The 23,092-nt window shown below is 66.4% G+C and carries 24 protein-coding genes; 9 read left to right on the top strand and 15 right to left on the bottom strand.

Annotation, left to right across the window (positions count from 1 at the left end; all coding sequences use genetic code 11):
* Positions 1–58: 58 nt before the first annotated feature.
* The 5 genes from A9W96_RS02455 (at position 59) to A9W96_RS02435 (ending at position 4,717) form a co-directional block, all read left to right on the top strand.
* Positions 59–1,054 carry a Zn-ribbon domain-containing OB-fold protein gene (locus A9W96_RS02455; protein WP_197497910.1) on the top strand — a complete coding sequence of 332 codons (996 nt, stop codon included), beginning with the start codon at positions 59–61 and terminating at the stop codon, positions 1,052–1,054.
* 15 nt (positions 1,055–1,069) lie between these two features.
* A complete protein-coding gene (locus A9W96_RS02450; protein ID WP_066870603.1) occupies positions 1,070–2,134 on the top strand; it encodes a thiolase domain-containing protein in 1,065 nt (354 codons plus the stop codon).
* Positions 2,134–3,330: a thiolase domain-containing protein gene (locus A9W96_RS02445; protein WP_066870606.1), complete on the top strand. Its 1,197-nt coding sequence runs from the start codon at positions 2,134–2,136 to the stop codon at positions 3,328–3,330. The genes A9W96_RS02450 and A9W96_RS02445 overlap by 1 nt, the downstream gene beginning before the upstream one ends.
* A gap of 96 nt (positions 3,331–3,426) precedes the next feature.
* Positions 3,427–3,834 carry a nuclear transport factor 2 family protein gene (locus A9W96_RS02440; protein WP_067019950.1) on the top strand — a complete coding sequence of 136 codons (408 nt, stop codon included), beginning with the start codon at positions 3,427–3,429 and terminating at the stop codon, positions 3,832–3,834.
* 94 nt (positions 3,835–3,928) lie between these two features.
* Positions 3,929–4,717, top strand: coding sequence for an alpha/beta hydrolase (locus A9W96_RS02435; RefSeq protein ID WP_067137749.1), 789 nt, complete (start codon positions 3,929–3,931; stop codon positions 4,715–4,717).
* Here A9W96_RS02435 and A9W96_RS02430 read toward each other — a convergent pair.
* Positions 4,714–5,238, bottom strand: coding sequence for a gamma carbonic anhydrase family protein (locus A9W96_RS02430; RefSeq protein ID WP_066877061.1), 525 nt, complete (start codon positions 5,236–5,238; stop codon positions 4,714–4,716). The genes A9W96_RS02435 and A9W96_RS02430 overlap by 4 nt on opposite strands.
* A 115-nt stretch (positions 5,239–5,353) precedes the next feature.
* Between A9W96_RS02430 and A9W96_RS02425 the strand changes: the two genes are divergently transcribed.
* Both A9W96_RS02425 and A9W96_RS02420 read left to right on the top strand, forming a co-directional pair.
* Entirely contained in the window at positions 5,354–6,532 is a 1,179-nt protein-coding gene (locus A9W96_RS02425) for a Rieske 2Fe-2S domain-containing protein (RefSeq protein ID WP_066870618.1), read from the top strand.
* Between the two features lie 5 nt (positions 6,533–6,537).
* A complete protein-coding gene (locus tag A9W96_RS02420; RefSeq protein WP_067019942.1) occupies positions 6,538–6,987 on the top strand; it encodes a hypothetical protein in 450 nt (149 codons plus the stop codon).
* 52 nt (positions 6,988–7,039) lie between these two features.
* Here A9W96_RS02420 and A9W96_RS02415 read toward each other — a convergent pair whose 3' ends face one another.
* The 7 genes from A9W96_RS02415 to A9W96_RS02385 all read right to left on the bottom strand — a co-directional run bounded on the left by A9W96_RS02415 (position 7,040) and on the right by A9W96_RS02385 (position 13,424).
* Entirely contained in the window at positions 7,040–8,188 is a 1,149-nt protein-coding gene (locus tag A9W96_RS02415; RefSeq protein ID WP_231999568.1) for a sulfotransferase, read from the bottom strand.
* A gap of 46 nt (positions 8,189–8,234) precedes the next feature.
* Complete coding sequence (locus A9W96_RS02410; RefSeq protein WP_066870627.1) at positions 8,235–9,017, bottom strand: SDR family oxidoreductase; 783 nt, start codon at positions 9,015–9,017, stop codon at positions 8,235–8,237.
* On the bottom strand, positions 9,014–10,141 hold the full coding sequence (locus tag A9W96_RS02405) for a hypothetical protein (protein ID WP_066877057.1): 1,128 nt from the start codon (positions 10,139–10,141) through the stop codon (positions 9,014–9,016). Before A9W96_RS02405 ends, A9W96_RS02410 begins: the two co-directional genes overlap by 4 nt.
* Before the next feature lie 88 nt (positions 10,142–10,229).
* Positions 10,230–10,541 carry a hypothetical protein gene (locus tag A9W96_RS02400; protein WP_066870632.1) on the bottom strand — a complete coding sequence of 104 codons (312 nt, stop codon included), beginning with the start codon at positions 10,539–10,541 and terminating at the stop codon, positions 10,230–10,232.
* Positions 10,542–10,602: 61 nt separating this feature from the next.
* On the bottom strand, positions 10,603–11,658 hold the full coding sequence (gene dmpG, locus A9W96_RS02395; RefSeq protein WP_066870635.1) for a 4-hydroxy-2-oxovalerate aldolase: 1,056 nt from the start codon (positions 11,656–11,658) through the stop codon (positions 10,603–10,605).
* Positions 11,655–12,587: an acetaldehyde dehydrogenase (acetylating) gene (locus A9W96_RS02390; RefSeq protein WP_066870638.1), complete on the bottom strand. Its 933-nt coding sequence runs from the start codon at positions 12,585–12,587 to the stop codon at positions 11,655–11,657. Before A9W96_RS02390 ends, dmpG begins: the two co-directional genes overlap by 4 nt.
* A 51-nt stretch (positions 12,588–12,638) precedes the next feature.
* The gene (locus A9W96_RS02385) at positions 12,639–13,424 is read right to left on the bottom strand and encodes a 2-keto-4-pentenoate hydratase (protein ID WP_066870641.1); all 786 of its coding nucleotides are present in this window, start codon (positions 13,422–13,424) and stop codon (positions 12,639–12,641) included.
* A 72-nt stretch (positions 13,425–13,496) separates the two neighbouring features.
* Between A9W96_RS02385 and kstD the strand changes: the two genes are divergently transcribed.
* Positions 13,497–15,179, top strand: a complete 1,683-nt coding sequence (gene kstD, locus A9W96_RS02380; protein ID WP_066870686.1) for a 3-oxosteroid 1-dehydrogenase — start codon at positions 13,497–13,499, stop codon at positions 15,177–15,179.
* Between the two features lies 1 nt (position 15,180).
* Positions 15,181–16,053 carry a MaoC family dehydratase gene (locus tag A9W96_RS02375; protein WP_067137745.1) on the top strand — a complete coding sequence of 291 codons (873 nt, stop codon included), beginning with the start codon at positions 15,181–15,183 and terminating at the stop codon, positions 16,051–16,053.
* An 87-nt stretch (positions 16,054–16,140) separates the two neighbouring features.
* Here A9W96_RS02375 and A9W96_RS02370 read toward each other — a convergent pair whose 3' ends face one another.
* The 7 genes from A9W96_RS02370 to A9W96_RS02340 all read right to left on the bottom strand — a co-directional run bounded on the left by A9W96_RS02370 (position 16,141) and on the right by A9W96_RS02340 (position 23,085).
* Positions 16,141–16,980, bottom strand: coding sequence for a hypothetical protein (locus A9W96_RS02370; protein WP_067137743.1), 840 nt, complete (start codon positions 16,978–16,980; stop codon positions 16,141–16,143).
* A 148-nt stretch (positions 16,981–17,128) separates the two neighbouring features.
* Positions 17,129–18,310: a lipid-transfer protein gene (locus A9W96_RS02365; protein WP_067019936.1), complete on the bottom strand. Its 1,182-nt coding sequence runs from the start codon at positions 18,308–18,310 to the stop codon at positions 17,129–17,131.
* The gene (locus tag A9W96_RS02360; protein ID WP_066870650.1) at positions 18,311–18,712 is read right to left on the bottom strand and encodes a MaoC family dehydratase; all 402 of its coding nucleotides are present in this window, start codon (positions 18,710–18,712) and stop codon (positions 18,311–18,313) included.
* Positions 18,709–19,671, bottom strand: a complete 963-nt coding sequence (locus tag A9W96_RS02355) for a bifunctional MaoC family dehydratase N-terminal/OB-fold nucleic acid binding domain-containing protein (RefSeq protein WP_067137741.1) — start codon at positions 19,669–19,671, stop codon at positions 18,709–18,711. Before A9W96_RS02355 ends, A9W96_RS02360 begins: the two co-directional genes overlap by 4 nt.
* Positions 19,668–20,831, bottom strand: coding sequence for an acyl-CoA dehydrogenase FadE29 (gene fadE29 / locus A9W96_RS02350; protein ID WP_066877047.1), 1,164 nt, complete (start codon positions 20,829–20,831; stop codon positions 19,668–19,670). The genes A9W96_RS02355 and fadE29 overlap by 4 nt, the downstream gene beginning before the upstream one ends.
* Entirely contained in the window at positions 20,822–21,835 is a 1,014-nt protein-coding gene (locus tag A9W96_RS02345) for an acyl-CoA dehydrogenase family protein (RefSeq protein WP_067137739.1), read from the bottom strand. The genes fadE29 and A9W96_RS02345 overlap by 10 nt, the downstream gene beginning before the upstream one ends.
* Complete coding sequence (locus tag A9W96_RS02340; RefSeq protein ID WP_066877043.1) at positions 21,835–23,085, bottom strand: cytochrome P450; 1,251 nt, start codon at positions 23,083–23,085, stop codon at positions 21,835–21,837. The genes A9W96_RS02345 and A9W96_RS02340 overlap by 1 nt, the downstream gene beginning before the upstream one ends.
* Positions 23,086–23,092 lie beyond the last annotated feature (7 nt).

Genomic DNA, 23,092 nt, shown 5'->3' with positions numbered 1-23,092 from the left:
GTCGTCCCGATCCAAGAAAGATTTGAATCCGTTCTTAGAACCTGTTCTACTCGATGGCGTGACAGCCAGCTCGAGTAGCCCGCCCCTGATGGATCACCCTGAGCCACCGCTCGCCGCGCCACTGACGTTGTCCTTCGACTACACCCGTTCAGTCGGCCCCACGCTGAGCAAGTTCTTCACCGCCCTGCGCGACCGCCACATCCTGGGCGTGCGCGGATCGGATGGCCGGGTGCACGTGCCGCCGGCCGAATATGACCCGGTCACCTATGAGCCGCTGGGCGAGATGGTACCGGTGTCCAGCGTCGGCACCGTGGTCTCCTGGACCTGGCAGCCCGACCCCATCGAGGGACAGCCGCTGGACCGGCCGTTCGCCTGGGCGCTGATCAAGCTCGACGGGGCAGACACGCCGTTGATCCACGCCGTTGATGCGGGTGAGCCCAAGGCCATCAAGACCGGCTCCCGGGTGCACGCGCACTGGGTCGACGAGCCGGTGGGCGCCATCACCGACATCGCGTATTTCGCGCTCGGGGAGGAACCCGAGGCCGTGGCCGAGCAGTCCGACGGCGACAAGGATCCGGTGACCATGATCGTCACGCCGGTGTCGCTGACCATCCAGCACAGCGCCTCGCACGAAGAGAGCGCCTATCTGCGGGCCATCGCGCAGGGCAAGCTGCTGGGCGCGAAGACGGGCGAGAACGGCAAGGTCTACTTCCCGCCGCACGGCGCCGACCCGGCCACCGGCCAGCCGACGACCGAGTTCGTCGAGCTGCCCGACAAGGGCACCGTCACGACGTTCGCGATCATCAACATCCCGTTCCAGGGTCAGCGCATCAAGCCGCCGTATGTGGCGGCCTACGTGCTGCTCGACGGAGCCGACATCCCGTTCTTGCATCTGGTCGCCGACATCGACGCCCACGAGGTACGGATGGGCATGCGCGTCGAGGCGGTGTGGAAACCCCGCGAGGAGTGGGGATTTGGCATCGACAACATCGAGTACTTCCGGCCGACCGGGGAACCCGACGCCGACTACGACACCTACAAGCACCACCTGTAAAGGGCTTACCTGCACATGAGCGCTCGCAACGTTGCGGTCGTCGGCTTTGCCCACGCCCCACACGTCCGCCGCACCGACGGCACCACCAACGGTGTCGAGATGTTGATCCCGTGCTTCGCGCAGCTGTACGAGGAGCTGGGCATCGAGCGGACCGACATCGGCTTCTGGTGTTCCGGATCATCTGATTACCTTGCCGGACGGGCATTTTCGTTCATCTCGGCGATCGACTCGATCGGTGCCGTTCCGCCGATCAACGAGTCGCACGTCGAAATGGACGCCGCCTGGGCGCTTTACGAGGCCTACATCAAAATCCTCACCGGCGAGGTCGACACCGCGCTGGTGTACGGCTTCGGCAAGTCCTCGGCCGGCATCCTGCGCCAAATCCTGACGCGGCAGACCGACCCCTACACCGTCGCGCCGTTGTGGCCCGATTCGATCTCGCTGGCCGGGCTGCAGGCACGCATCGGGCTCGACACCGGTAAGTGGACCCAGGAGCAGATGGCGCGGGTGGCCTTCGACTCCTTTGCCAATGCGCGCCGCGTGGACAACGTCGAGGGGTCGATCAGCGTGGCGGAACTGCTCGAACGGCCGTTCTTCGCCGACCCGCTGCGTCGCCACGACATCGCGCCGATCACCGACGGCGCCGCGGCGATCGTGCTCGCGGCCGGCGACCGGGCGCGTGAGCTGCGCGAAAACCCGGCCTGGATAACGGGAATCGAGCACCGCATCGAAACGCCGGTGCTGGGCGCGCGCGATCTCACCGAGTCGCCGTCGACCAAGGCCGCGGCCCACGTGGCCACCGGCGGCCGGACCGACAACCTCGACGTGGCCGAGATCTGCGCGCCGTTCACCCACCAGCACCTGATCATCGCGGAAGCCATCCGGATCCCGGGTCCCACCAAGGTGAACCCGTCCGGTGGCGCGTTGGCGGCCAACCCCATGTTCGTCGCCGGCCTCGAACGCATCGGCTTTGCAGCACAACACATCTGGAACGGTTCGGCCGAGCGGGTGCTGGCGCACGCCACCAGCGGCCCTGCGCTTCAACAAAACCTGGTCGCGGTCATGGAAGGAAAGAACTGATGGCCGGTGCAGGGCCAAACGTCGCTGCGGTACTAGGTACCGGACAGACGAAGTACGTCGCCAAACGCCAAGACGTTTCGATGAACGGCCTGGTGCGCGAGGCGATCGACCGGGCGCTGGCCGACTCCGGCAGCACCTTCGACGACATCGACGCCGTCGTGGTCGGCAAGGCGCCGGACTTCTTCGAGGGCGTGATGATGCCCGAGCTGTTCATGGCCGACGCCATGGGCGCCACGGGCAAGCCGCTGATCCGGGTGCACACCGCGGGTTCGGTCGGTGGGTCCACCGGTGTGGTGGCCGCCAGCCTGGTGCAATCCGGCAAGTACCGGCGCGTCCTCGCGATGGCGTGGGAGAAGCAGTCGGAGTCAAACGCCATGTGGGCGTTGTCGATTCCCATTCCGTTCATCAAGCCGGTCGGTGCCGGCGCGGGTGGGTACTTCGCCCCGCACGTGCGCTCCTACATTCGTCGATCCGGCGCGCCGACGAACATCGGAGCCATGGTCGCGGTAAAGGACCGGCTCAACGGCGCCAAGAATCCGCTGGCACACCTGCACCAGCCCGACATCACGCTGGAGAAGGTGATGTCCTCGCCCATGCTGTGGGACCCGATCCGTTACGACGAGACCTGCCCGTCTTCCGACGGTGCGGCCGCCGTGGTGATCGGCAACGAGGAGGCCGCCGAAGCCCGCCTTACGCAAGGACATCCGGTGGCGTGGATCCACGCCACGGCGTTGCGCACCGAGCCGCTGCAGTTCTCCGGGCGCGATCAGGTGAGCCCGCAGGCCGGGCGTGACGCCGCCGCGGCGCTGTGGAGGGCCGCCGGCATCGAGAGCCCCATCGACGAGATCGACGCCGCGGAAATCTACGTGCCGTTCTCCTGGTTCGAACCGATGTGGTTGGAAAACCTCGGTTTTGCCGCCGAGGGTGAAGGCTGGAAGCTCACCGAAGCCGGCGAGACGAAGATCGGCGGCCGGTTGCCGGTCAACCCGTCGGGCGGCGTGCTGTCGTCGAACCCGATCGGTGCCTCGGGCCTGATTCGCTTCGCCGAAGCGGCGATCCAGGTGATGGGCAAGGGTGGCGACCACCAGGTGCCCAACGCGCGAAAGGCCTTGGGGCACGCCTACGGTGGCGGCTCGCAGTACTACTCGATGTGGGTGGTGGGCGCCGACAAGCCCGCGGCCCAGAAGGTCTCGTGAGCGCGCCGACGACGATGCAGCGGGGGTACCTCCCGCTTGCGGGGGACGCAGCGATGAGGAGGGGGCACCTCCCGCTTGCGGGGGAGAGCGGCGCCGTTGACTGAGCATCCCGCGCACGAGGCCGGCCGCCGCTCCCGCGAGGCGGTGGCGGCCCGGGACAAGGATGCCTGGCTGGCGGTGTTCGCCGACGACGCCATCGTCGAGGACCCGATCGGGCCGTCGGTGTTCGACCCCGAGGGCCTCGGCCACCGTGGCCGGGACGCGATCTCGGCCTTCTGGGACAAGGCGATCGCCCCCACCACGAAGATCGAGTTCTTCTTCCGCGACACCTACCAGTGCGGCAACGAGGAAGCCAACGTCGGGCACATCCTCATCACGACCGGCGAATATCAGACGACCGCCGAGGGCGTCTTCACCTACCGGGTCAACACCGAGGGCCAGATGGTGGCCCTGCGCGCCTACTGGGAGATGGATCGGGCGGCGGCCAACACCCGCAAAATCTAGAGCGGTTCGCCGGCGGTGAAACCTACGGCGCGACACGCCGGTTGAGGATCGCTGATTTCACATTCGGCGGCATGTCGATGTCAGGCTTATGCCCATGTCCGACAAGCACGTCGTACTCGTCCACGGCTCATGGAGCCGCGGGCAGCAGTGGGCCCCCGCCCAGGCCGCCTTTGCGGAACGCGGCTTCACGGTGCATACCCCGACCTTGCGGCACCACGAACTGCCGCTGCACGAAGGTGCGGCCAAGATTGCGTCGTTGAGTATCCGTGACTACTTAGATGATCTCGTCGCCCTGGTCGCATCGCTGGACTCCCCGCCGCTGTTGGTCGGACATTCGCTGGGCGGTCTGCTAGTCCAACTGGTCGCTGCCCGCACGCCACACGCTGGCCTGATCGCCGCCTGTCCGTCGTCGGTGGGTCCATCCGGCCTTAACCGCACGACTCTGGGTATCGCCCTACCGCACGCGTTGAAGACGCGGCCGTGGACCAAACCGGTCTATCCCCCGACGTGGCAACAGTTTTGGCGGGGCGTCGCGGCCACACAAACCCAGGAGGCTGCGCGCGCGGCGTTCAACGACCTGGTCTGCGAATCCGGACGGGTGCTGTTCTTCGAGCTCGCTATGCCGTGGCTGGACCGAGCCAACGCCGCGAAAGTGGACCGCAGCGCCATCGCGGGACCTGTGCTCGTGATCGGGGGCGGCCGAGACCGTATCGTGCCGCCGGGGTTGGCACGCCGGACCGCCGCCCGATTTGCACGCGCGAGCTACGCCGAAATTCCCGATTCCGATCACATGGTGTTCTATGGAGCCGCGTTACCGGTCACGATGAGCTACATCGATGACTGGCTCACGCGAAATTGCGGCATAACCGGCGATTCGGCCTAGAGCGGTTCCAGCCCGGCCAGATGCCGCTGGGCCAGGTCGCGGTAGGCCTGCGGGTTCACCTTGACCCACATCTCAGCGCCGGTCCCGGCGACCGGGCCCTTGATCTGCGCCGGCGCCCCGACCGCCAGCATCCCGGCCGGGATCTGGCTGCCGGCCGTCACCAGCGAATGCGCGGCGACCAGGCTGCGTGCGCCGATCACCGCGCCGTCCAGCACGGTGGCGTGGTTCGCGATCAGCGCCTCCTGCCCCACGTGCACGCCATGAATGACACACAGATGCGCGACCGTCGCGCCCGGACCGATGTCGACCGGTATTCCGGGCGGCGCGTGCAGCACCGAGCCGTCCTGGACGTTGGCGCCCTCGCGCACCACGATGGGCCCGTAGTCGCCGCGCAGCACGGCGTTGAACCAGACCGAGGCGCCCGCCTCCACCACGACGTCGCCGATCAGGGTGGCCGTCGGGGCCACGAAAGCGGTGGGATCGACCCGTGGCGCGCGGCCCTCGAACGCAAACAGCGGCATCGTTTAGATATACCGCAGTGCGCATATGCCGTGGCCAGGCTCGCCGTCGTTGCGCGCCCCCGCTGAAAAACTGTAACGTGTTCTAGTTAGAGGCCCAGCGAGTTGGAGGTGACAGGTGAGTACCGACACCAAGGCGGTCGGCATCCGGGAGATCGATCCCGGCGCCTTGCCGACCAGATACGCCCGCGGCTGGCACTGCCTGGGCGTTGCAAAGGACTTCCAGGACGGCAAGCCGCACTCGATCGAGGCGTTCGGCACCAAGCTGGTCGTTTTCGCCGACTCGCAGGGCGACATCAAGGTTCTGGACGGCTACTGCCGCCACATGGGCGGGGACCTGTCTGAGGGCACCATCAAGGGCGACGAGGTCGCCTGCCCGTTCCACGACTGGCGCTGGGGCGGCGACGGCCGCTGCAAGCTGGTGCCCTACGCCAAGCGCACGCCCAAGACGGCGCGCACCCGCTCGTGGACCACCGACGTGCGCGGCGGCCTGCTGTTCGTCTGGCACGACCACGAGCAGAATCCGCCGGACCCCGCGGTGCGCATTCCCGACATCCCCGAAGCGGCCAGCGATGAATGGACCGACTGGCGGTGGAACAGCATCCTCATCGAGGGGTCCAACTGCCGCGACATCATCGACAACGTCACCGACATGGCGCACTTCTTCTATATCCATTTCGGGTTGCCGACCTACTTCAAAAACGTCTTCGAGGGCCACATCGCCTCGCAGTACCTGCACAACGTGGGCCGGCCCGACGTCAACGACCTCGGCACCACTTACGGGGAGGCGCACCTTGATTCGGAGGCCTCCTACTTCGGGCCGTCGTTCATGATCAACTGGCTGCACAACAGCTACGGCGGTTACAAGGCCGAGTCGATCCTGATCAACTGCCACTACCCGGTGACTCAGAACTCGTTCGTGCTGCAGTGGGGCGTCATCGTCGAAAAGCCCAAGGGCATGGACGAAAAGATGACCGACAAGTTGTCGAAGGTGTTCACCGAGGGCGTCAGCAAGGGCTTCCTGCAGGACGTCGAGATCTGGAAGCACAAGACCCGCATCGACAATCCGCTGCTGGTCGAGGAGGACGGCGCCGTTTATCAGTTGCGCCGTTGGTATCAGCAGTTCTACGTCGACGTCGCCGACATCGAGCCGGAGATGGTGGAGCGCTTCGAGATCGAGGTGGACACCACCCGCGCCAACGAGTACTGGAACGCCGAGGTCGAGCAGAACCTCAAGGCCAAGGACTCCGAGGCGGACGAGTCGGTCACCGACGACGTCCCGGCCCAGCAACGCTAGGAATCATGGGCGACGATCAGCCGGCGGTACCTGACGTCGATCAGCTCGCGCGATCGATGTTGTTGCTGCACGGCGATCAGCACGACCACGACGAGAAGCCCGCGGGCAACGGCGGCTCCCGATCCTGGTCGAAGTCAAGGGATTTCACCAACGACCCGCAGCGCGCCGCGGCCGTCGCCGAAGCCAGTCGCGCCGACCGCGAGCGCTACCTCAACTCCGGGCTGCTGCCGGTCGACTGCCGGTTCTGCCACGTGCGGGTCACCGTCCGCCGGCTCGGGCCGGGACACACCGCCGTGCAGTGGAACACCGAAGCGTGGCAACGCTGCGCGCACTTCACCGAGGTGCGCGAGTCGGGGGGCGACACCGCGCGCACCCGGTCGTGCCCCAAACTCGCCGACAGCATCGAGCATGCGGTCGCCGAGGGCTACCTCGACGACGACCCGGACCAAGACTAGGCGGGCACAAGGCGTGCCAGCCGGGCGCGGAAGCCGTTGTGCGGACTAGGTTTTACAGACCCGCGAAGCGCTCCTTGACGGTCTCGGTGGTGAGGCCGTAGTCGGCCAGCGAGTAGGTGTGCTTGGGCGCCCGCGGGCCGGACTGGCTGTCGGCGTGGGTCTTTTCCATGGCGGCCCTGGCCTCGCCGGTCAGCGTCAGGCCGAAGTGGCGATAGATGTCGGCCACGGTGCCCAGCGGGTCGGCGATCAATTCCTTGTAGTCGACGTCGTAGAACTGCGACGGGCTGTATTTGGCCCGCGCGGTGTTGAACCGCTCCAGCCCCCGCGACCAGGTTTCCATTGCGTCGGCACCGATTCGGGCGCCGGTGAACGACGTCGACCATCCCTCGGCGGTGTGCTGCGCCAGCGAGCACATCGAGGCCATGATCGTTTCGACCGGACGATGGGTCTGGATCACCAACGCGTCGGGATAGGTCGCCATCAACGCGTCCAACGCGAACAGGTGGCTGGGGTTCTTGAGCACCCACCGCTTGTCGGCGTCGTTGAGCCCGATCAGCTGCAGGTTGCGGCGGTGCCGCTGATACGACGGCGTCCAGTCCTGCTCCGAGAGCCACTGCGAGTAAGTGGGCAGGTGCGCCAAGGTCTCGTAGGACGCCGAATGCAGCGACTGCCGCAGCAGCTGCCAGCACTCCTCCAGCTCGTATGCCGCCATGAAATGCAGACCCGTGTAGTCCGGGTTTTCGGCATGGTGCTTGTTGAACTGCGCGTTCAGTTGGCTGTAAAACGGGTTGGAATCCCAGGTTTCACGAGGCGGACGCGGCTGTGGAAATTCGGCCAACCACAGATGCAGGCCCTGGTGCGCGGGATCGGCACCAAGCAGTCGATGCAGGGCCGTGGTACCGGTGCGCACCAGGCCGGTGACGAAGATCGGCCGCTCGATGGCCACGTCGGCGTGCTGCGGGTACTGCTTCCAGGCGGCTTCGGACAGCAGCCTGGCCACCAGCGCACCGCGCAGGAAGAACCGATTCATCTTGCTGCCCAGGGGCGTCAGGTCGGCGTCGCGGCGGTAGGAGTCCAGCAGCACTTCCAGCGCTTCGAGGTAGTTGTCGTCGTTGCTGCCGAAATCGTCCAGCCCGATCATCTTGCTGGCCGACGCCTTCAGGTCGTCAACGGTGCCGACATCGGTACGTGCAACCGTCATCGCCATCTCCTCCTCATCGCTTCGCTTTGCATCGTCGATGGCGGCATTAGGTGTGGTACTCCCCGCAATTGACATCCAGTGTCTGCCCGGTGATGCCGCTGGACAGGTCGCTGGCCATGAACAGGATCGCCGAGGCAACCTCGTCCTCGGTCGGTAGCCGCTTCAGGTCGGAGCCTGCGGCGGTGGCCTCATAGATCTGCTCGGCCGTCGTGCCGTACTTGCCGGCTTGGTGGTTGAAGTAGCCCTGCAGTGTCTCGCCCCAGATATAGCCGGGCGCAACGGAATTGACTCTGATTCCCTGCTCGCCCAGCTCGGTGGCCAGCGAATGTGACATGGACAGCAGCGCGGATTTCGCCATCTTATAAGCGCCGTACTTGGCCTGCGAGTGCCGCAGCACCATGGAGTTGACGTTGACGATCGAGCCCTTCGACTCGGCCAGCGCCGGCGTGAACCCCTGGATGAGTCGCAGGGCGCCGAGCGCGCTGAGTTCGATCGCGTCGCGAATATGCTGAAAGCTCGTGCCGGAGAACGGTTTCAGCGACGGCACCCGGAACGCGTTGTTGATCAGCACGTCGACCTTGCCGTAGGCCTCCAAGGTGGCCTCGACCAGGTTGTTGACCTGGTCATCCTCGGTGATGTCGGTGCGCACCGTCGTCGCACGGCCTCCGAGGTCGGCGATCTGCTTGGCGACGTCGTCCAGGCGTTCCGGCGTGCGGGCCGCCAGCACCAGGTCGGCGCCTTCTCTCGTGCATCGGTGCGCCAGCGTCGTGCCCAGACCCGGGCCGACGCCGCTGATCACCACCACCTTGCCGTCGAGCAACTTCGTCATCCCAGCATCCTCGCCTGAATCTGTTGGTGGCGCAGCGCAATTCGCGCCCGCCAGTCGTCCTCTGAGATCTTGTTGTGGTCGTAGTACGGCAACGCGGCCGGCACCTTGTCAATGTCGACCACCTCGACGGTCGGACCGTCGGCGTCGGTGAGCTCACGCGACACCCGCTGCCAGCGGAACTGCAGGAAGCCACGCCGGTGCCCGACCGTCTCGACCCAGTTGGTCACTCCCGGATTCTGTTCGGCAACCACGATGCGGACCTTGCCGTCCGGATCCGCCTGCGCCTGAGTGTTGTTCAGCGAGGTCTGGTGGTTGATGTAGTCCAGCGAGATGTACCACAGGCTGCCCAGCTGGAAGCCGAGGTAGGGCGCGTCGGAGACCGGGATGGTGATGACCATCGCCTGATCCGGTCGCAGGTCGAAGTGCCCGACCGACGAGTACTGCGTGGCCAGTCCGCCCGGGGTCAGCCGCGGCGGCACCATGGTGTTGACCGGCAGGTCGAGATAAAACCACTGCGGGAATTGCAACCAGGTCTTCACTCGCTGGACGAGCTGCTTTCCTGCTGTCGCGTAACGCTTTTCGATCAGATCACGGGTCAAGGGCGGCGGCGCGGTGCCCGCCGTGTCGAGGCGGGAGATCGCCAGCGTGCCGCGCTGGGCCGACCAGTCCCCGTACACCTCGCGGATCACCAATTGTCCGGCGCTGGTCGGTCGCACCCGCCACTCGAAGCTGCCGTCGGGCGCGATCTCGAGCTCGCGGTCGTCGAATGCGGCCTGGCTGACGGGCACGAAGTCGTCGGTGTACTCGCCGCCGAGGAGCTGGAAACTCAGGTCGGTGGTGGTTCCGCGCCTGCCGGTGACCACGTAGTCGTGGTTGGCGTGCACCCGGGTACCGAAGTACAGGGTGTCGGGATTGTCCAGGCCCATCTTGGTGAAGGGTCCGGTACCCGACTGCAGGAAGGGATGGTCACGGTCGTAGTCCACGGCCAGATGGATGCAGCCCGAGATACACCCGGCCAGATACTGCAACCCTTCGAGCAGGTCGGCTTCGGTCTCGATGAACGGTGCGTCGGCCACCAACTGCTCGGCCTCTGCGATCGCAGCGGTGAGGGAATCAGAGAACACGCCTAGACGCTAGAACGTGTTCTACTTTTTCGTCAATGGCGAACGTTCCCGCGCGTCGGCCCCAGCGTTCAAGGACGACGCCGACTCACTACGGAGGGCAGGAGTGCGAAAGGTCGATCAGGTGCTGGCGGACGTCGGGATGCCGGTTGAGGTAGTCGATGACGTTGCCGTTACCGCCCTCCGCCTGCGACCTTTGCTGCAGCTGCTGGTGCAGGTCCGGATGCTTCTGCAGGTACGAGTCGATCGATGCACCCACGTCCTGATTGCATTGCGGAGCCGCGTTGGCGATGCCCGCCACGGGCAGCGCGATCACCGTTGCGGCGGCAGCGGTCATCAGCCCCCCGGCGAGCAGGCCGTACAGCCCGCGGCGACGGGCGCCGACTGTGTTGGATGTGCTCATAGCGCCAGGTTACTCGCGATACCTATGCGGCGCCTATGCGTGCCGTGGCCGAAGCGGCAGGTCAACGCTGGGCCGTGGCGCCGCTTTCCTGCTCGCGCTTGATCTCCAGCGCGATGTCGATCAGCTGGTCCTCCTGGCCGCCGATGAGCTTGCGCTGGCCCGCGCGGTGCAGCAGCTGGTGGGCCGGCACACCGTAGCGCTCGGACTGGCGGATGGCGTGCTTCAGGAAGCTCGAGTACACCCCGGAATAGCCCATGATCAGGGCGTTGCGGTCAAGCAGGCACTCGGCGGGCATCGCCGGGGCGACTACCTCTTCGGCGGCGTCGGCGATGTCGAAGAAATCGATCCCGGTCTTCACGCCGATCTTGTCGAACACCCCGATCAGCGCCTCGACCGGGGCGTTCCCCGCACCGGCCCCGAACCGGCGGCACGAGCCGTCGATCTGCTTGGCACCCGCCCGCACCGCCTCGACGGAGTTAGCGACACCCAGGCCGAGGTTCTCGTGGCCGTGGAAGCCCACCTGGGCGTCGTCGCCGAGCTCGGCGACCAGCGCCGCAACCCGATCCCGCACGCCCTCGAGGACCAGCGCCCCGGCCGAATCGACCACGTAGACGCACTGGCAGCCCGCGTCGGCCATGATGCGCGCCTGTGCGGCCAGCTTCTCGGGCGAGATGGTGTGGCTCATCATCAAGAACCCGACGGTTTCCAGGCCGAGTTCGCGGGCCAGGCCGAAGTGCTGAATGGATACGTCGGCCTCGGTGCAGTGCGTGGCAATCCGGCAGATCGAGCCGCCATTGTTCTGGGCCTCTTTGATGTCTTCCTTGGTGCCAACGCCGGGCAGCATCAAAAAGGCGATCTTGGCCTCTTTGGCGGTCTCGGCGGCGAGCTTGATCAGCTCCTGCTCGGGCGTCTTGGAAAACCCGTAGTTGAAGCTCGAGCCGCCCAGCCCGTCGCCGTGGGTGACCTCGATGACGGGCACTCCCGCGGCGTCCAGGGCGGCCACGATGGCGCCGACCTCGTCCTTGGTGAACTGGTGACGCTTGTGATGTGAGCCGTCCCGCAACGACGTGTCGGTCATCCGGACGTCCCAGACCGGGTTGAAAAATATGTCGGTCATGATTGCGCTCCTCCGGCCGTCGCGCTCAAGGACTCCTTGGCGATCTCCTCGCCGACTTTCGTGGCCGCGGCGGTCATGATGTCCAGATTTCCAGCGTAAGGCGGCAGGTAGTCGCCCGCACCCTCCACTTCGACGAAGGTGGTGACCAGCGCCTGGCCGCCGGAGTTTATCGACGGATCGTCGAACTGCGGCTCGTTGAGCAGCCGGTATCCCGGCACGTAGGTCTGCACCTCGGCGACCACATCGTGGATGGACTTGGCGATCGCGTCCCGGTCGGCGTCCTCGGGAATGGCGCAGAAGATGGTGTCGCGCATGATCATCGGCGGGTCGGCCGGGTTCAAGATGATGATCGCCTTGCCGCGCTTGGCGCCACCGATCGTCTCCACGCCCCTGCTGGTCGTCTTGGTGAACTCGTCGATGTTGGCCCGGGTGCCGGGGCCGGCCGACAGCGAGGCGACCGAGGCGACGATCTCGGCGTACGGCACGCCGCCGAGGTCGGCGACGGCACGCGAGACCGCGTAGACGATCGGGATGGTGGCCTGCCCGCCGCAGGTGATCATGTTCACGTTCGGCGCGTCCAGGTGCTGGCGCAGGTTGGCCGGCGGGATCACCGCCGGGCCCACCGCGGCCGGCGTCAGGTCGATGGCCCGGATGCCGGCGGCCTCGTACTTGGGGGCGGCGTCGCGGTGCACGTAGGCGCTGGTCGCCTCGAACACCAGGTCGGGCTTCTCCGGCTGGGCCAACAGCCAGTCCACACCCTCGTGGGTCGTCTCCAGACCCAACTTGCGGGCGCGGGCCAGGCCCTCGCTCTCCGGGTCGATGCCGACCATCCAGCGCGGTTCCAGCCAGTCCGATCGCAGCAGCTTGTAGAGCAGGTCAGTGCTGATGTTGCCCGACCCGACAATGGCCACAGTCGCCTTAGTCGGCATGATGCCCCTTTTCGAAGCTTTGAAATTTAAGTTAGACGATTTAAATCGAGCCTATTCGAACGATAGGCGGACCGAGCCGAGGCCCGCGAAGTCGGCGACGAAGTCGTCGCCCGGGTGCGCGTCGATCGCCTTCGTGCACGACCCGGGCAACACCACGTCACCCTTGCGCAGGCGGACGCCGAAGCCGTCCACCTTGCGGGCCAGCCAGGCCACCGCGGTGACCGGATTGCCCAGCACCGCGTCGGTGCGGCCTTCGGCGACGACCTCACCGTTGCACCGCAACACGGCGTCGATCCCCTTGACGTCGATGTCGCGGGGCGAAACGCGCGCCTCGCCGAGCACGAAACCCGCCGACGAGGCGTTGTCGGCGATGGTGTCGCACAGTTCGATCTTCCAGTCGGTGATCCGGGTATCGATCAGCTCGATGGACGGGACCAACGCTTCGGTGGCGGCCAGCACGTCGTCCTCGGTGCAGCCGGCTCCGGGCAGGTCGGCGTTCAGGATGAAACCGACCTCGACCTCGACCCGGGGGTAGAGGTAGCGGTTCGCCTTGACCGGGGTGTCCTCGAACAGCTGCATCTCGTCGAGCAGGTGCCCGTAGTCCGGCTCGTCGACGCCCATCATTTGCTGGATCGCCTTCGACGAGAGCCCCACCTTGTGGCCGAGCACCCGGGCCCCCTCCGCGACCCGCTGGCGGATGTTGATGAGCTGAATCTCGTAGGCGTCGACGACGTCGATCTCCGGATAGGCGGCGGTCAACGGGGCGATCGGCTCGCCGCTCCGCTCGGCTTGTGCCAAGTCGGCAGCTAGCTCGTCGCGCGTGGCAACACTGAGCATTTTTCCAAGTCTCCTCGTACGGTCGACCGGGCCAGTAGCGGCCGCCCCGGGCAATTCTATAACGTGTTCTACATGTCAGCGCAGGAGTACGACGTCGTCGTGGTCGGGAGCGGCGGGGCCGGCATGGTGGCCGCCCTTACCGCCGCTCACCGGGGTCTTTCCACCATAGTCATCGAAAAGGCCCCGCACTTCGGCGGTTCGACCGCACGCTCGGGCGGTGGTGTTTGGATCCCAAATAACGAAGTCCTCAAGCGTGACGGGGTCCGCGATACCGCCGAGGCCGCCCGCACCTACCTACACGGGATCGTCGGCAACGTCGTGGAGCCCGAACGCATCGACACCTACCTCGAGCGCGGCCCGGAGATGCTGTCGTTTGTGCTCAAGCACACACCGTTGAAGATGTGCTGGGTGCCGAAGTACTCCGACTACTACCCCGAGTCGCCGGGCGGCCGTGCCGAGGGCCGATCGATCGAGCCGAAGCCGTTCAACGCCCGCAAGCTCGGCGCCGACGAAGCCGGCCTGGAGCCGGCGTACGGCAAGGTCCCGCTGAACGTGGTCGTGATGCAACAGGATTACGTGCGGCTGAACCAGCTCAAGCGCCACCCGCGCGGCGTGCTGCGCAGCTTGAAGGTCGGGGCCCGCACCATGTGGGCCAAGGCGACCGGCAAGAACCTCGTCGGCATGGGCCGGGCGTTGATCGGGCCGCTGCGGATCGGGTTGCAGCGGGCCGGGGTTCCGGTCGTGCTCAACACCGCGCTCACCGACCTCTACGTCGAGGACGGCGTGGTGCGCGGCGTCTACGTCCGCGAAGCCGGCGAGGCCGAATCGGGTGAGCCCCGGCTGATCCGGGCCCGGCGCGGGGTGATCCTGGCGTCGGGCGGGTTCGAGCACAACGAACAGATGCGGGTGAAATACCAGCGTGCACCGATCACCACCGAGTGGACCGTCGGCGCGGCGGCCAACACCGGTGACGGCATCCTGGCCGGCGAAAAGCTCGGCGCCGCATTGGATCTCATGGAGGACGCCTGGTGGGGACCGACGGTCCCGTTGGTGGGCGCGCCCTGGTTCGCGTTGTCCGAGCGCAATTCGCCGGGGTCGATCATCGTCAACATGTCGGGCAAGCGGTTCATGAACGAGTCGATGCCCTACGTCGAAGCCTGCCATCACATGTACGGCGGTGAATACGGTCAGGGGCCCGGGCCGGGCGAGAACATTCCCGCGTGGCTGGTGTTCGACCAGCAGTACCGGGACCGCTACATCTTCGCGGGATTGCAGCCCGGACAACGTATTCCGCGCAAGTGGCTGGAGTCCGGCGTCATCATCCAGGCCGATACGCTGGCGGAGCTGGCGCAGAAGGCCGGTCTTCCGGTGAACGAATTCACCGCGACCGTGGAGCGTTTCAACGGGTTCGCGCGCTCCGGCGTCGACGAGGACTACCAGCGCGGCGAGAGCGCCTACGACCGGTACTACGGCGACCCGACCAACAAGCCCAACCCCAACCTCGGGGAGATCACGCACGCGCCGTACTACGCGGCCAAGATGGTGCCCGGTGACCTGGGCACCAAGGGCGGCATCCGCACCGACGTCCACGGGCGGGCGCTGCGCGACGACGGCAGTATCATCGAAGGCCTTTACGCCGCAGGCAATGTCAGCGCCCCGGTGATGGGCCACACGTACCCCGGTCCGGGTGGCACCATCGGTCCGGCCATGACGTTCGGCTACCTGGCGGCGTTGCACATAGCTGGAGAGAACTGACATGCCCATCGACGTAGACGTTGCGCTGAACGCCGAGCTGGACCCCATCGAATTCTCTTGGGCCAGTAGCGATGTGCAGCTGTATCATCTCGGGTTGGGCGCGGGCGCCGATCCGATGGACCCGCGTGAGCTGCGCTACCTGGTCGACGACACCCCGCAGGTGCTGCCGACGTTCGGCAACGTGGCCGCCACCTTCCATGTCACGAAGCCGCCGACCGTCAAATTCCCCGGCATCGACATCGAGTTGAGCAAGGTGCTGCACGCCAGCGAACGAGTCGAGGCGCCCGCTCCGCTGCCGCCGTCGGGCTCGGCGAAGGCCGTCACCCGGTTCACCGACATCTGGGACAAGGGCAAGGCCGCGGTGATCTGGAGCGAGACGACGGTGACCGCGCCGGACGGCACGGTGTTGTGGACGCAGCGCCGGTCGATCTTCGCCCGCGGTGAGGGCGGATTCGGCGGCGAGCGCGGTCCTTCAACGTCGGACGGTGCGCCGGACCGGGCCCCCGATCTCGAGGTCGACGTGCCGATCCTGCCGCAGCAGGCGCTGCTCTACCGGCTGTGCGGCGACCGCAACCCGCTGCACTCGGATCCCGAATTCGCCGCTGCCGCAGGCTTTTCCCAGCCCATCCTGCATGGGTTGTGCACCTACGGCATGACCTGCAAGGCGATCACCGATGCGCTGCTCGACGGCGACGCCGGGGCGGTCGCGGCCTACGGCGCGCGTTTCGCCGGGGTGGCCTTCCCCGGCGAAACGCTCAAGGTCGGCATCTGGAAGGACTCGACGTCTTCCGAAGGCCGCTTCCTGGCCAGCGTGGTCGCGCCCGCGCGCGACAACGCCGTCGTGCTGTCGGGCGTCGAACTGGTTCCTGCGTAGGGGCTTTTTTGGCTTTGCACCGAGTGTGAAGGCTTTGCACCGAGTGTGAAGTTAGTTTCACGTTCGGCCGCGAGCGTGAAGGTAGTTTCACGCTCGGCGGGCGCGAGCCGCACGCACCCGGCGAATGATGTCTGCCGGCCTGTCGCTCGCGAGCACCCTCACTACGATCCAGCCGAGACGCTCGATGGTCTCCAATCGCCGGACGTCCCAGGTGTACTGCCGGCGATCGACGCGGTGCTGCTCGCCGTCGTACTCAACCGCCACTTTGAGCTGCTCCCAGCCCATGTCCAAATACGCCATCGCACTCCCCAATTCGTCGAGCACGGGAATCTGGGTCTGCGGCCGCGGCAGGCCGGCCTCGATCAGCACCAGGCGAAGCCACGACTCCTTCGGCGACTGCGCGCCGCCGTCGAATAGCGCCATGGCCTTCCGCGCCTGCACGATGCCTCGACGGCGCGAGTACCTTTCCGCGAGCAGCTCGACGTCGGCCGCCTTGATCCCCGTCGCGCGAGCCAATGCGTCGATGCCGGCAACCGCCGCCGTCGTCGAATACCAGCAACCGATATCGAGAGCCGTCCTAGCCGCCGAGGTCAGCGGGATCTCTCCAATGACGATTATTTCGTCGTCCTCGATACGGTCTGCGTGCGCTCTGATTCCAGCCTGGAAGTGGCGGTTGTCGTGGATGAGGTCCACCGCCGTCAAGCTGTCGACCCAGTTGCTCCCGTGTAGCGCCGCGGCGGCGAACCCGGCGACCACGCCCCTGCGCCCAGACCACAACCAGCCGGCCCTCGCTCGTAGCGCGGCAGTGACATCCGCATCCCGATTGACGTAAACGTCTCGGAACAGCCGGAGATAACCAGTGCAGAGTTGTCCTCTGGTCAATACGCCTCGAGCAAGGGCCTCACTGCCCAGGAACGGCTCACCCACGACGGCAGCGTGGCACGTGTCATTGCCGGCGTCACTTCACTCATCGACTGTGAAGTTAGTTTCACGGTCGGCAGTGAGCGTGAAACTAACTTCACGCTCGGCGAGAAAGACGCCGGGCACTCGGCGAGAAGAAGCGCGCCGAAGCCCCCTAGCCCAGGATCAAGCCCGACGTGGGGACGCCGGTTCCGGCGGTGACGAGGACATGCTCGACGTCGGGCACCGGGTTCACCGAGGTGCCCCGCAGCTGACGCACACCCTCGGCGATGCCGTTCATGCCGTGAATGTAGGCCTCGCCCAGTTGACCGCCATGGGTGTTGATCGGAAGCCGCCCCCCGATCTCGATGGCCCCGTCGGCGATGAAGTCCTTGGCCTCGCCCTTGCCGCAGAATCCCAACTCTTCCAACTGAATCAGCGTGAACGGCGTGAAGTGGTCGTAGAGCACGGCGGTCTGGATATCGGTCGGCTTCAGGCCCGACTGCTCCCAGAGCTGCTGACCCACCACCCCCATCTCGGGCAGGCCGAGCTCGGGCCGGTAGTAACTGACCATCGTGTACTGGTCGGGGCTCGAGCCTTGCGCCGCCGCTTCGATGATCGCCGGCCGTTGCTTGAGATCCTTCGCGCGCTCCGGCGACGTCACGACGATCGCCACCGCCCCGTCGGTCTCCTGGCAGCAGTCCAGCAGTCGCAGCGGCTCGGCGATCCACCGCGAATTCTGGTGGTCCTCAATGGTTATCGGCTTCTCGTAGAAGTAAGCCTTTGGGTTCTTGGCGGCATGCTTGCGGTCAGCCACCGAGATCGCACCGAAGTCACGGCTGCTGGCACCCGACAGATGCATGTAGCGCTGGGCGATCATCGCGACCTGCGCGGCCGGCGTCGACAGGCCGTGCGGGTAGGAGAACGAATTGTCCGCGGCGGTCGAATCAGCCTGCACCCCGGCGTTTCCCACCAGCCGGGTCTGTACCTGACCGAATCGCATGCCCGAACGCTCGTTGAACGCCCGGTACGCGACGACGACGTCAGCCACGCCGGTGGCCACCGCGAGAGCCGCCTGCTGAACGGTCGCGCAAGCGGCACCGCCGCCATATCCGATCTGCGAGAAGAACTTCAGGTCACCGATGCAGACCGCGCGCGCGACGGCCGTCTCGTTGTTGGTGTCCATCGTGAAGGTGGTCAGCCCGTCGACGTCGGACGGGCTCAGCCCGGCGTCGTCCAACGCATCCAGCACCGCCTCGGCGGCCAGCCGCAGCTCACTGCGGCCGGAGTCCTTGGAGAAGTCCGTGGCGCCGATGCCGACGATCGCGGCTCGGCCGTTCAATAAACCCGCTGGCATCTAAGCGCCCCCGATCGTCAGCGTCACATTCGCGATGACGTGATCGCCAAGACTGTTGCGGCCGAACACCTTCAGCGTGATCAGGCCGTCGTCGATGGCGGTCACCTCGCCGGAGAAGGTGACGGTGTCGTAGGCGTACCAAGGCACACCGAGCCGCAGGCCGATCGACTTGATCACCGCCGTCGGGCCCGCCCAGTCGGTGACGTAGCGCTGCACCAGCCCGGTGTCGGTGAGGATGTTGACGAAGATGTCCTTGGAACCCTTGGCCTGCGCCAGGTCCCGGTCGTGGTGCACGTCCTGAAAGTCCCTGGTGGCCAGGGCCGTCGAAATGATGAACGTCGGCGTGCCCTCCAGCTTGAGCTCGGGCAGGGTGGTGCCCACTTCAACAACGGGTGCGCTCATGCTTCGTCTCCCACCGGCTCCCAGGCGTACAGGCTCCACTCCGGGCCGGATTCACCGGCCGGGAAGTCGATATAGGTTGCGCGAACGGGCATTCCGATTTTGATCTCGGCATGGTCGACGTTGCGCAACTCGCCGAGCATCCGAACGCCCTCCTCCAGTTCGACCAGGGCGATCACGAACGGCAGCGTGCGACCGGGCACCTTCGGGGCGTGGTGCACCACGTAGCTGAACACCGTGCCGCGGCCGCCGGCGACCGCGAAGTCGATTGGCTCGGCCTTGTCCTGCCACACCGCCGGCACCGGTGGGTGCTGCAGGGTGCCATCGGCGAGGCGCTGGATACGCAGCTCGTGCGCCCTGACGCCCTCCCAGAAGAAGGCGGTGTCGCGTGACACCGCCGGACGCATCATCGCGTCGGCGTCGAGGTCCTCAGGCACCGAAGCGGTCGCGCCGGAATCCTCGCGGGGCCTGAATTTCAGTATCCGCCAGGCCATCTCGGCGACGTCCTCGTCACCCACCCGCCAGGTGATGTGCTGGTTGATGAACCAGCCCTCGCCGAGCCCGGTCTGCTTGGGGCCCACCACGTCGCGCATCTCGGAGACGACGGTGACCTGCTCGCCCGGACGCAGATACCGGTGGTAGGTCTGCTCACAGTTGGTGGCCACCACCCCGATGTAGCCAGCCTCGTCGAACAGCTGCATGATCGGGCCCATGGGGTCGTCGGTCGGGCGCTCCCCGCCCAGGCCGAACATCGTCCACACCTGAATCATGGCCGGCGGGGCGACAATTCCGGGATGACCGGCGGCCTTGGCGGCGGCCTCGTCGACGTAGATCGGGTTGCGGTCCCCGAGCGCCTCGACCCAGTTGTTGATCGTCGGCTGGTTCACCGGGTCCCGGGCCTCGCGCGGGGCAGCGACGACGGTGGCGGTGATCTCCGCGACCGCTTCCTTGATGTCGGTCATCGAGGCACCCTCGGCACTTTGAGTCCGGCCGCGGCGATCATCTCGCGCATCACTTCGTTCACGCCGCCGCCGAAGGTGATGACGAGGTTGCGCTTGGTCTGGGAGTCCAGCCACTTCAGCAGGTCGGCGGTGTCCGAGTCGGCGGGGTTGCCGTACTTGCCGACGATCTCCTCGGCGAGCCGGCCGATGTATTGAATCTTCTCGGTGCCAAAGACTTTCGTCGACGCGGCGTCGGCCACGTTGATGTCCTCACCGGCGGCGGCCACCTGCCAGTTCAGCAGCTCGTTGATCCGCCACATCGCGTGGATTTCACCCAGCGCCCGCTTGACGTCCTGATGATCGATCGGCGTGACGCCGTCGCTGCCCGGCTTGGACGCCCAGGCGTGCACCCGGTCGTAGATGCCGGCGGTGCGGCCCGCCGGGCCCAGCATGACGCGCTCGTTGTTGAGCTGGGTGGTGATCAGCCGCCATCCGCCGTTCTCCTCGCCGACCAGCATGTCGGCGGGCACCCGCACGTCGTTGTAGTAGGTAGCGTTGGTGTGGTGGGCGCCGTCGGACAGGATGATCGGCGTCCAGGAGTAGCCGGGATCCTTGGTGTCGACGATCAGGATCGAAATCCCCTTGTGCTTCACGGCTTCCGGGTCGGTGCGGCAGGCCAGCCAGATGTAGTCGGCGTCGTGCGCGCCGGTGGTGAAGATCTTCTGCCCGTTGACGATGTACTCGTCGCCCTGGCGAACCGCGGTGGTGCGCAGCGAGGCCAGGTCGGTGCCGGCCTCGGGCTCGGTGTAGCCGATCGCGAAGTGAACCTCGCCGGCCAGGATGGCAGGCAGGAACTTCTTCTTCTGCTCCTCGCTGCCGAACTGCTGCAGCACCGGGCCGACCGTCTGCAGCGTCACCGCGGGCAGCGGCACGTCGGCGCGGTGCGCCTCGTTGACGAAGATCGACTGCTCGATCGGGCCGAAGCCCAAGCCGCCGAACTCCTTTGGCCAGCCGACACCGAGCTTGCCGTCGCGGCCCATCCGCCGGATCACCGCGCGATAAGCCTCGTTGTGCCGGTCCTGCTCCATCGCCTTCATCTCGTCGGAGGAGATCAGGTTGGAAAAGTATTCCCGCAGTTCCGCTTGCAGCTGACGCTGCTCCGGGGTCAGGTCTATGAACATTGCGCTCCCACCAGATCGAGACGATGAGAAGAACCGCCCAGCAGTCGGGACAGGTCCTTGATCGTGGAGTAGTACCGGTGCATGGGATAGGTGATGTCCATTCCCATCCCGCCGTGCAGGTGATGGCAGAGCTGCATCACCGGCGGCGCCTGCGAGGTGATCCAGTACCCGAGAACGTCCAGGTCGTTGTCGGCGTCGCGGCCCTCGGACAGCCGCCAGGCGACCGACTTCGCCACCAAATCGATGGTGCGCGAGGCGATGTAGACCTCGGCGAGCTGGGCGGCCACGGTCTGGAACGTCGAGAGCGGCTTGCCGAACTGCTTGCGGTTGGCCACATAGTCGGCGGTCAGGCGCAGCGCCCCGGCCACCAGCCCGTCGGCATAGGCGCCGATGGCGGCAAGCGCCAACTGGTTGACCCGGGAAGCCGTCGCGCCGGCCAACACGTCGGAGTCTTGGACCGCGACGTCGGCGAACGTGACGGTGTACTCCTCGGAGCCGTTGGAGGTGGGGGTCTGGACCACCTCGAGGCCGTCGGCCGTCGGCGACACCACGACCACCGCACTGTCGGCGGTCACGATGATCCAATCCGCTTGTCCCGCATAACCGACGCCGACCTTGGTGCCCGACAGGCGGCCGCCCGCGAACGTGGCCGAAGGCCGGTCCGGCAGCGCGGTACCCGGCTCGTTGAGCGCGGCGGTCAACACCCCACCCTTGGCGACTCCGGCCAGAAACCGGTCCTGTTGTTCGTCGGTGGCCAGGTCGAGCAGCGGCAGCACGCCGAATCCCAGTGTGGCCAGGGCCGGCGTGATGGCGCCGTGGCGACCGATCTCGGTGAGCACGGTGGTGACCTCGGGCAGACCCACCCCATCGCCGCCGAGGCGCTCGGGCACCGCGAGGGCCGTCACACCGCCGTTGACCAAAGCGTCCCAGCTCAATTCGCGCTCGAACACTGACGTGACGACATCGGCGACGGCCTGTTGCGTCGCGGTGAGGTCGAAGTCCATCAGGACGTCACCGCGGGCTTGCCGGCGTAGTCGACCTGCCAGTGCTTGATGCCGTTGAGCCAGCCCGACCGCAACCGCTCGGGCTCGCCGATCGGCTTGAGGTCCGGCATGTGATCGGCGACCGCGTTGAAGATCAGGTTGATCGTCATGCGGGCCAGGTTCGCCCCGATGCAGTAGTGGGCGCCGGTGCCACCGAAGCCAACGTGCGGGTTCGGGTCGCGCAGGATGTTGAAGGTGTGCGGGTCTTCGAAGACCTCTTCGTCGAAATTGGCGGACCGGTAGGACATCACCACCCGCTGACCCTTCTTGATCCGCACACCGGACAGCTCGGTGTCCTCGTTGGCGGTGCGCTGGAACGCCGACACCGGGGTCGCCCACCGGATGATCTCGTCGGCCGTGGTCGACGGACGCTCCTTCTTAAACAGCTCCCACTGATCGGGGTTGTCCGCCATCGCGATCATGCCGTGGGTGATCGAGTTACGCGTGGTCTCGTTGCCCGCCACCGCCAGCATGACCACGAAGAAACCGAACTCGTCGTCGGAGAGCTTCTCGCCGTCGATGTCGGCCTGGATCAGCGTGGTGACGATGTCGTCGGTGGGGTTCTGGTTGCGCTCCGCGGCCATCGCCATCGCGTAGGTGATCAGCTCCATCGATGACTGCGCGGGGTCGACGTGGGCGTACTCGGGGTCGGTGCCACCGGTCATCTCGTTGGACCAGCGGAACAGCTTGTCGCGATCCTCCTGGGGAACGCCGAGCAGACCCGCGATGGCCTGCAGGGGCAGCTCGCACGAGACCTGTTCGACGAAGTCGCCGCTGCCCTCTTTGGCGGCGGTCGCGGCGATGTTCTGGGCGCGCTCGGCCAGTTCGGCTTCCAGCCGCCCGATGGCCCGCGGGGTGAACCCGCGGGAGATGATCTTGCGCAGCCGGGTGTGGTGCGGCGCGTCCATGTTGAGCATGACGCTGCGCTGCAGCTCGACCTGCTCGCGCTTCATCTCCGGCGGCCAGGTCGGGATGGCGCCGTTCATCCAGCTAGAGAAGATGTCGCTGCGCTTCGACACCTCCTTGACGTCGGCATGCTTGGTCACGAGCCAGTAGCCGTGGTCCTCGAACCCGCCCGCGCCATTCGGGATGTCGACCCAGTGGATCGGTTCGGCCTTGCGAAGCTGGGCGAGTTCCTCGACGGGCAGCCCGGCGAGGTTGACGTCGGGGTCGAGAAAGTCGAAGTCGGCGGGAATGTTGGGGGGTGCCATGTAGAGT

Source organism: Mycobacterium sp. 1245852.3, assembly GCF_001669335.1.
GTDB classification, from domain to species: domain Bacteria; phylum Actinomycetota; class Actinomycetes; order Mycobacteriales; family Mycobacteriaceae; genus Mycobacterium; species Mycobacterium europaeum_A.
Note: the sequence above shows the minus strand (reverse complement) of the source record. Positions and strands in the feature narration are given on the sequence as shown.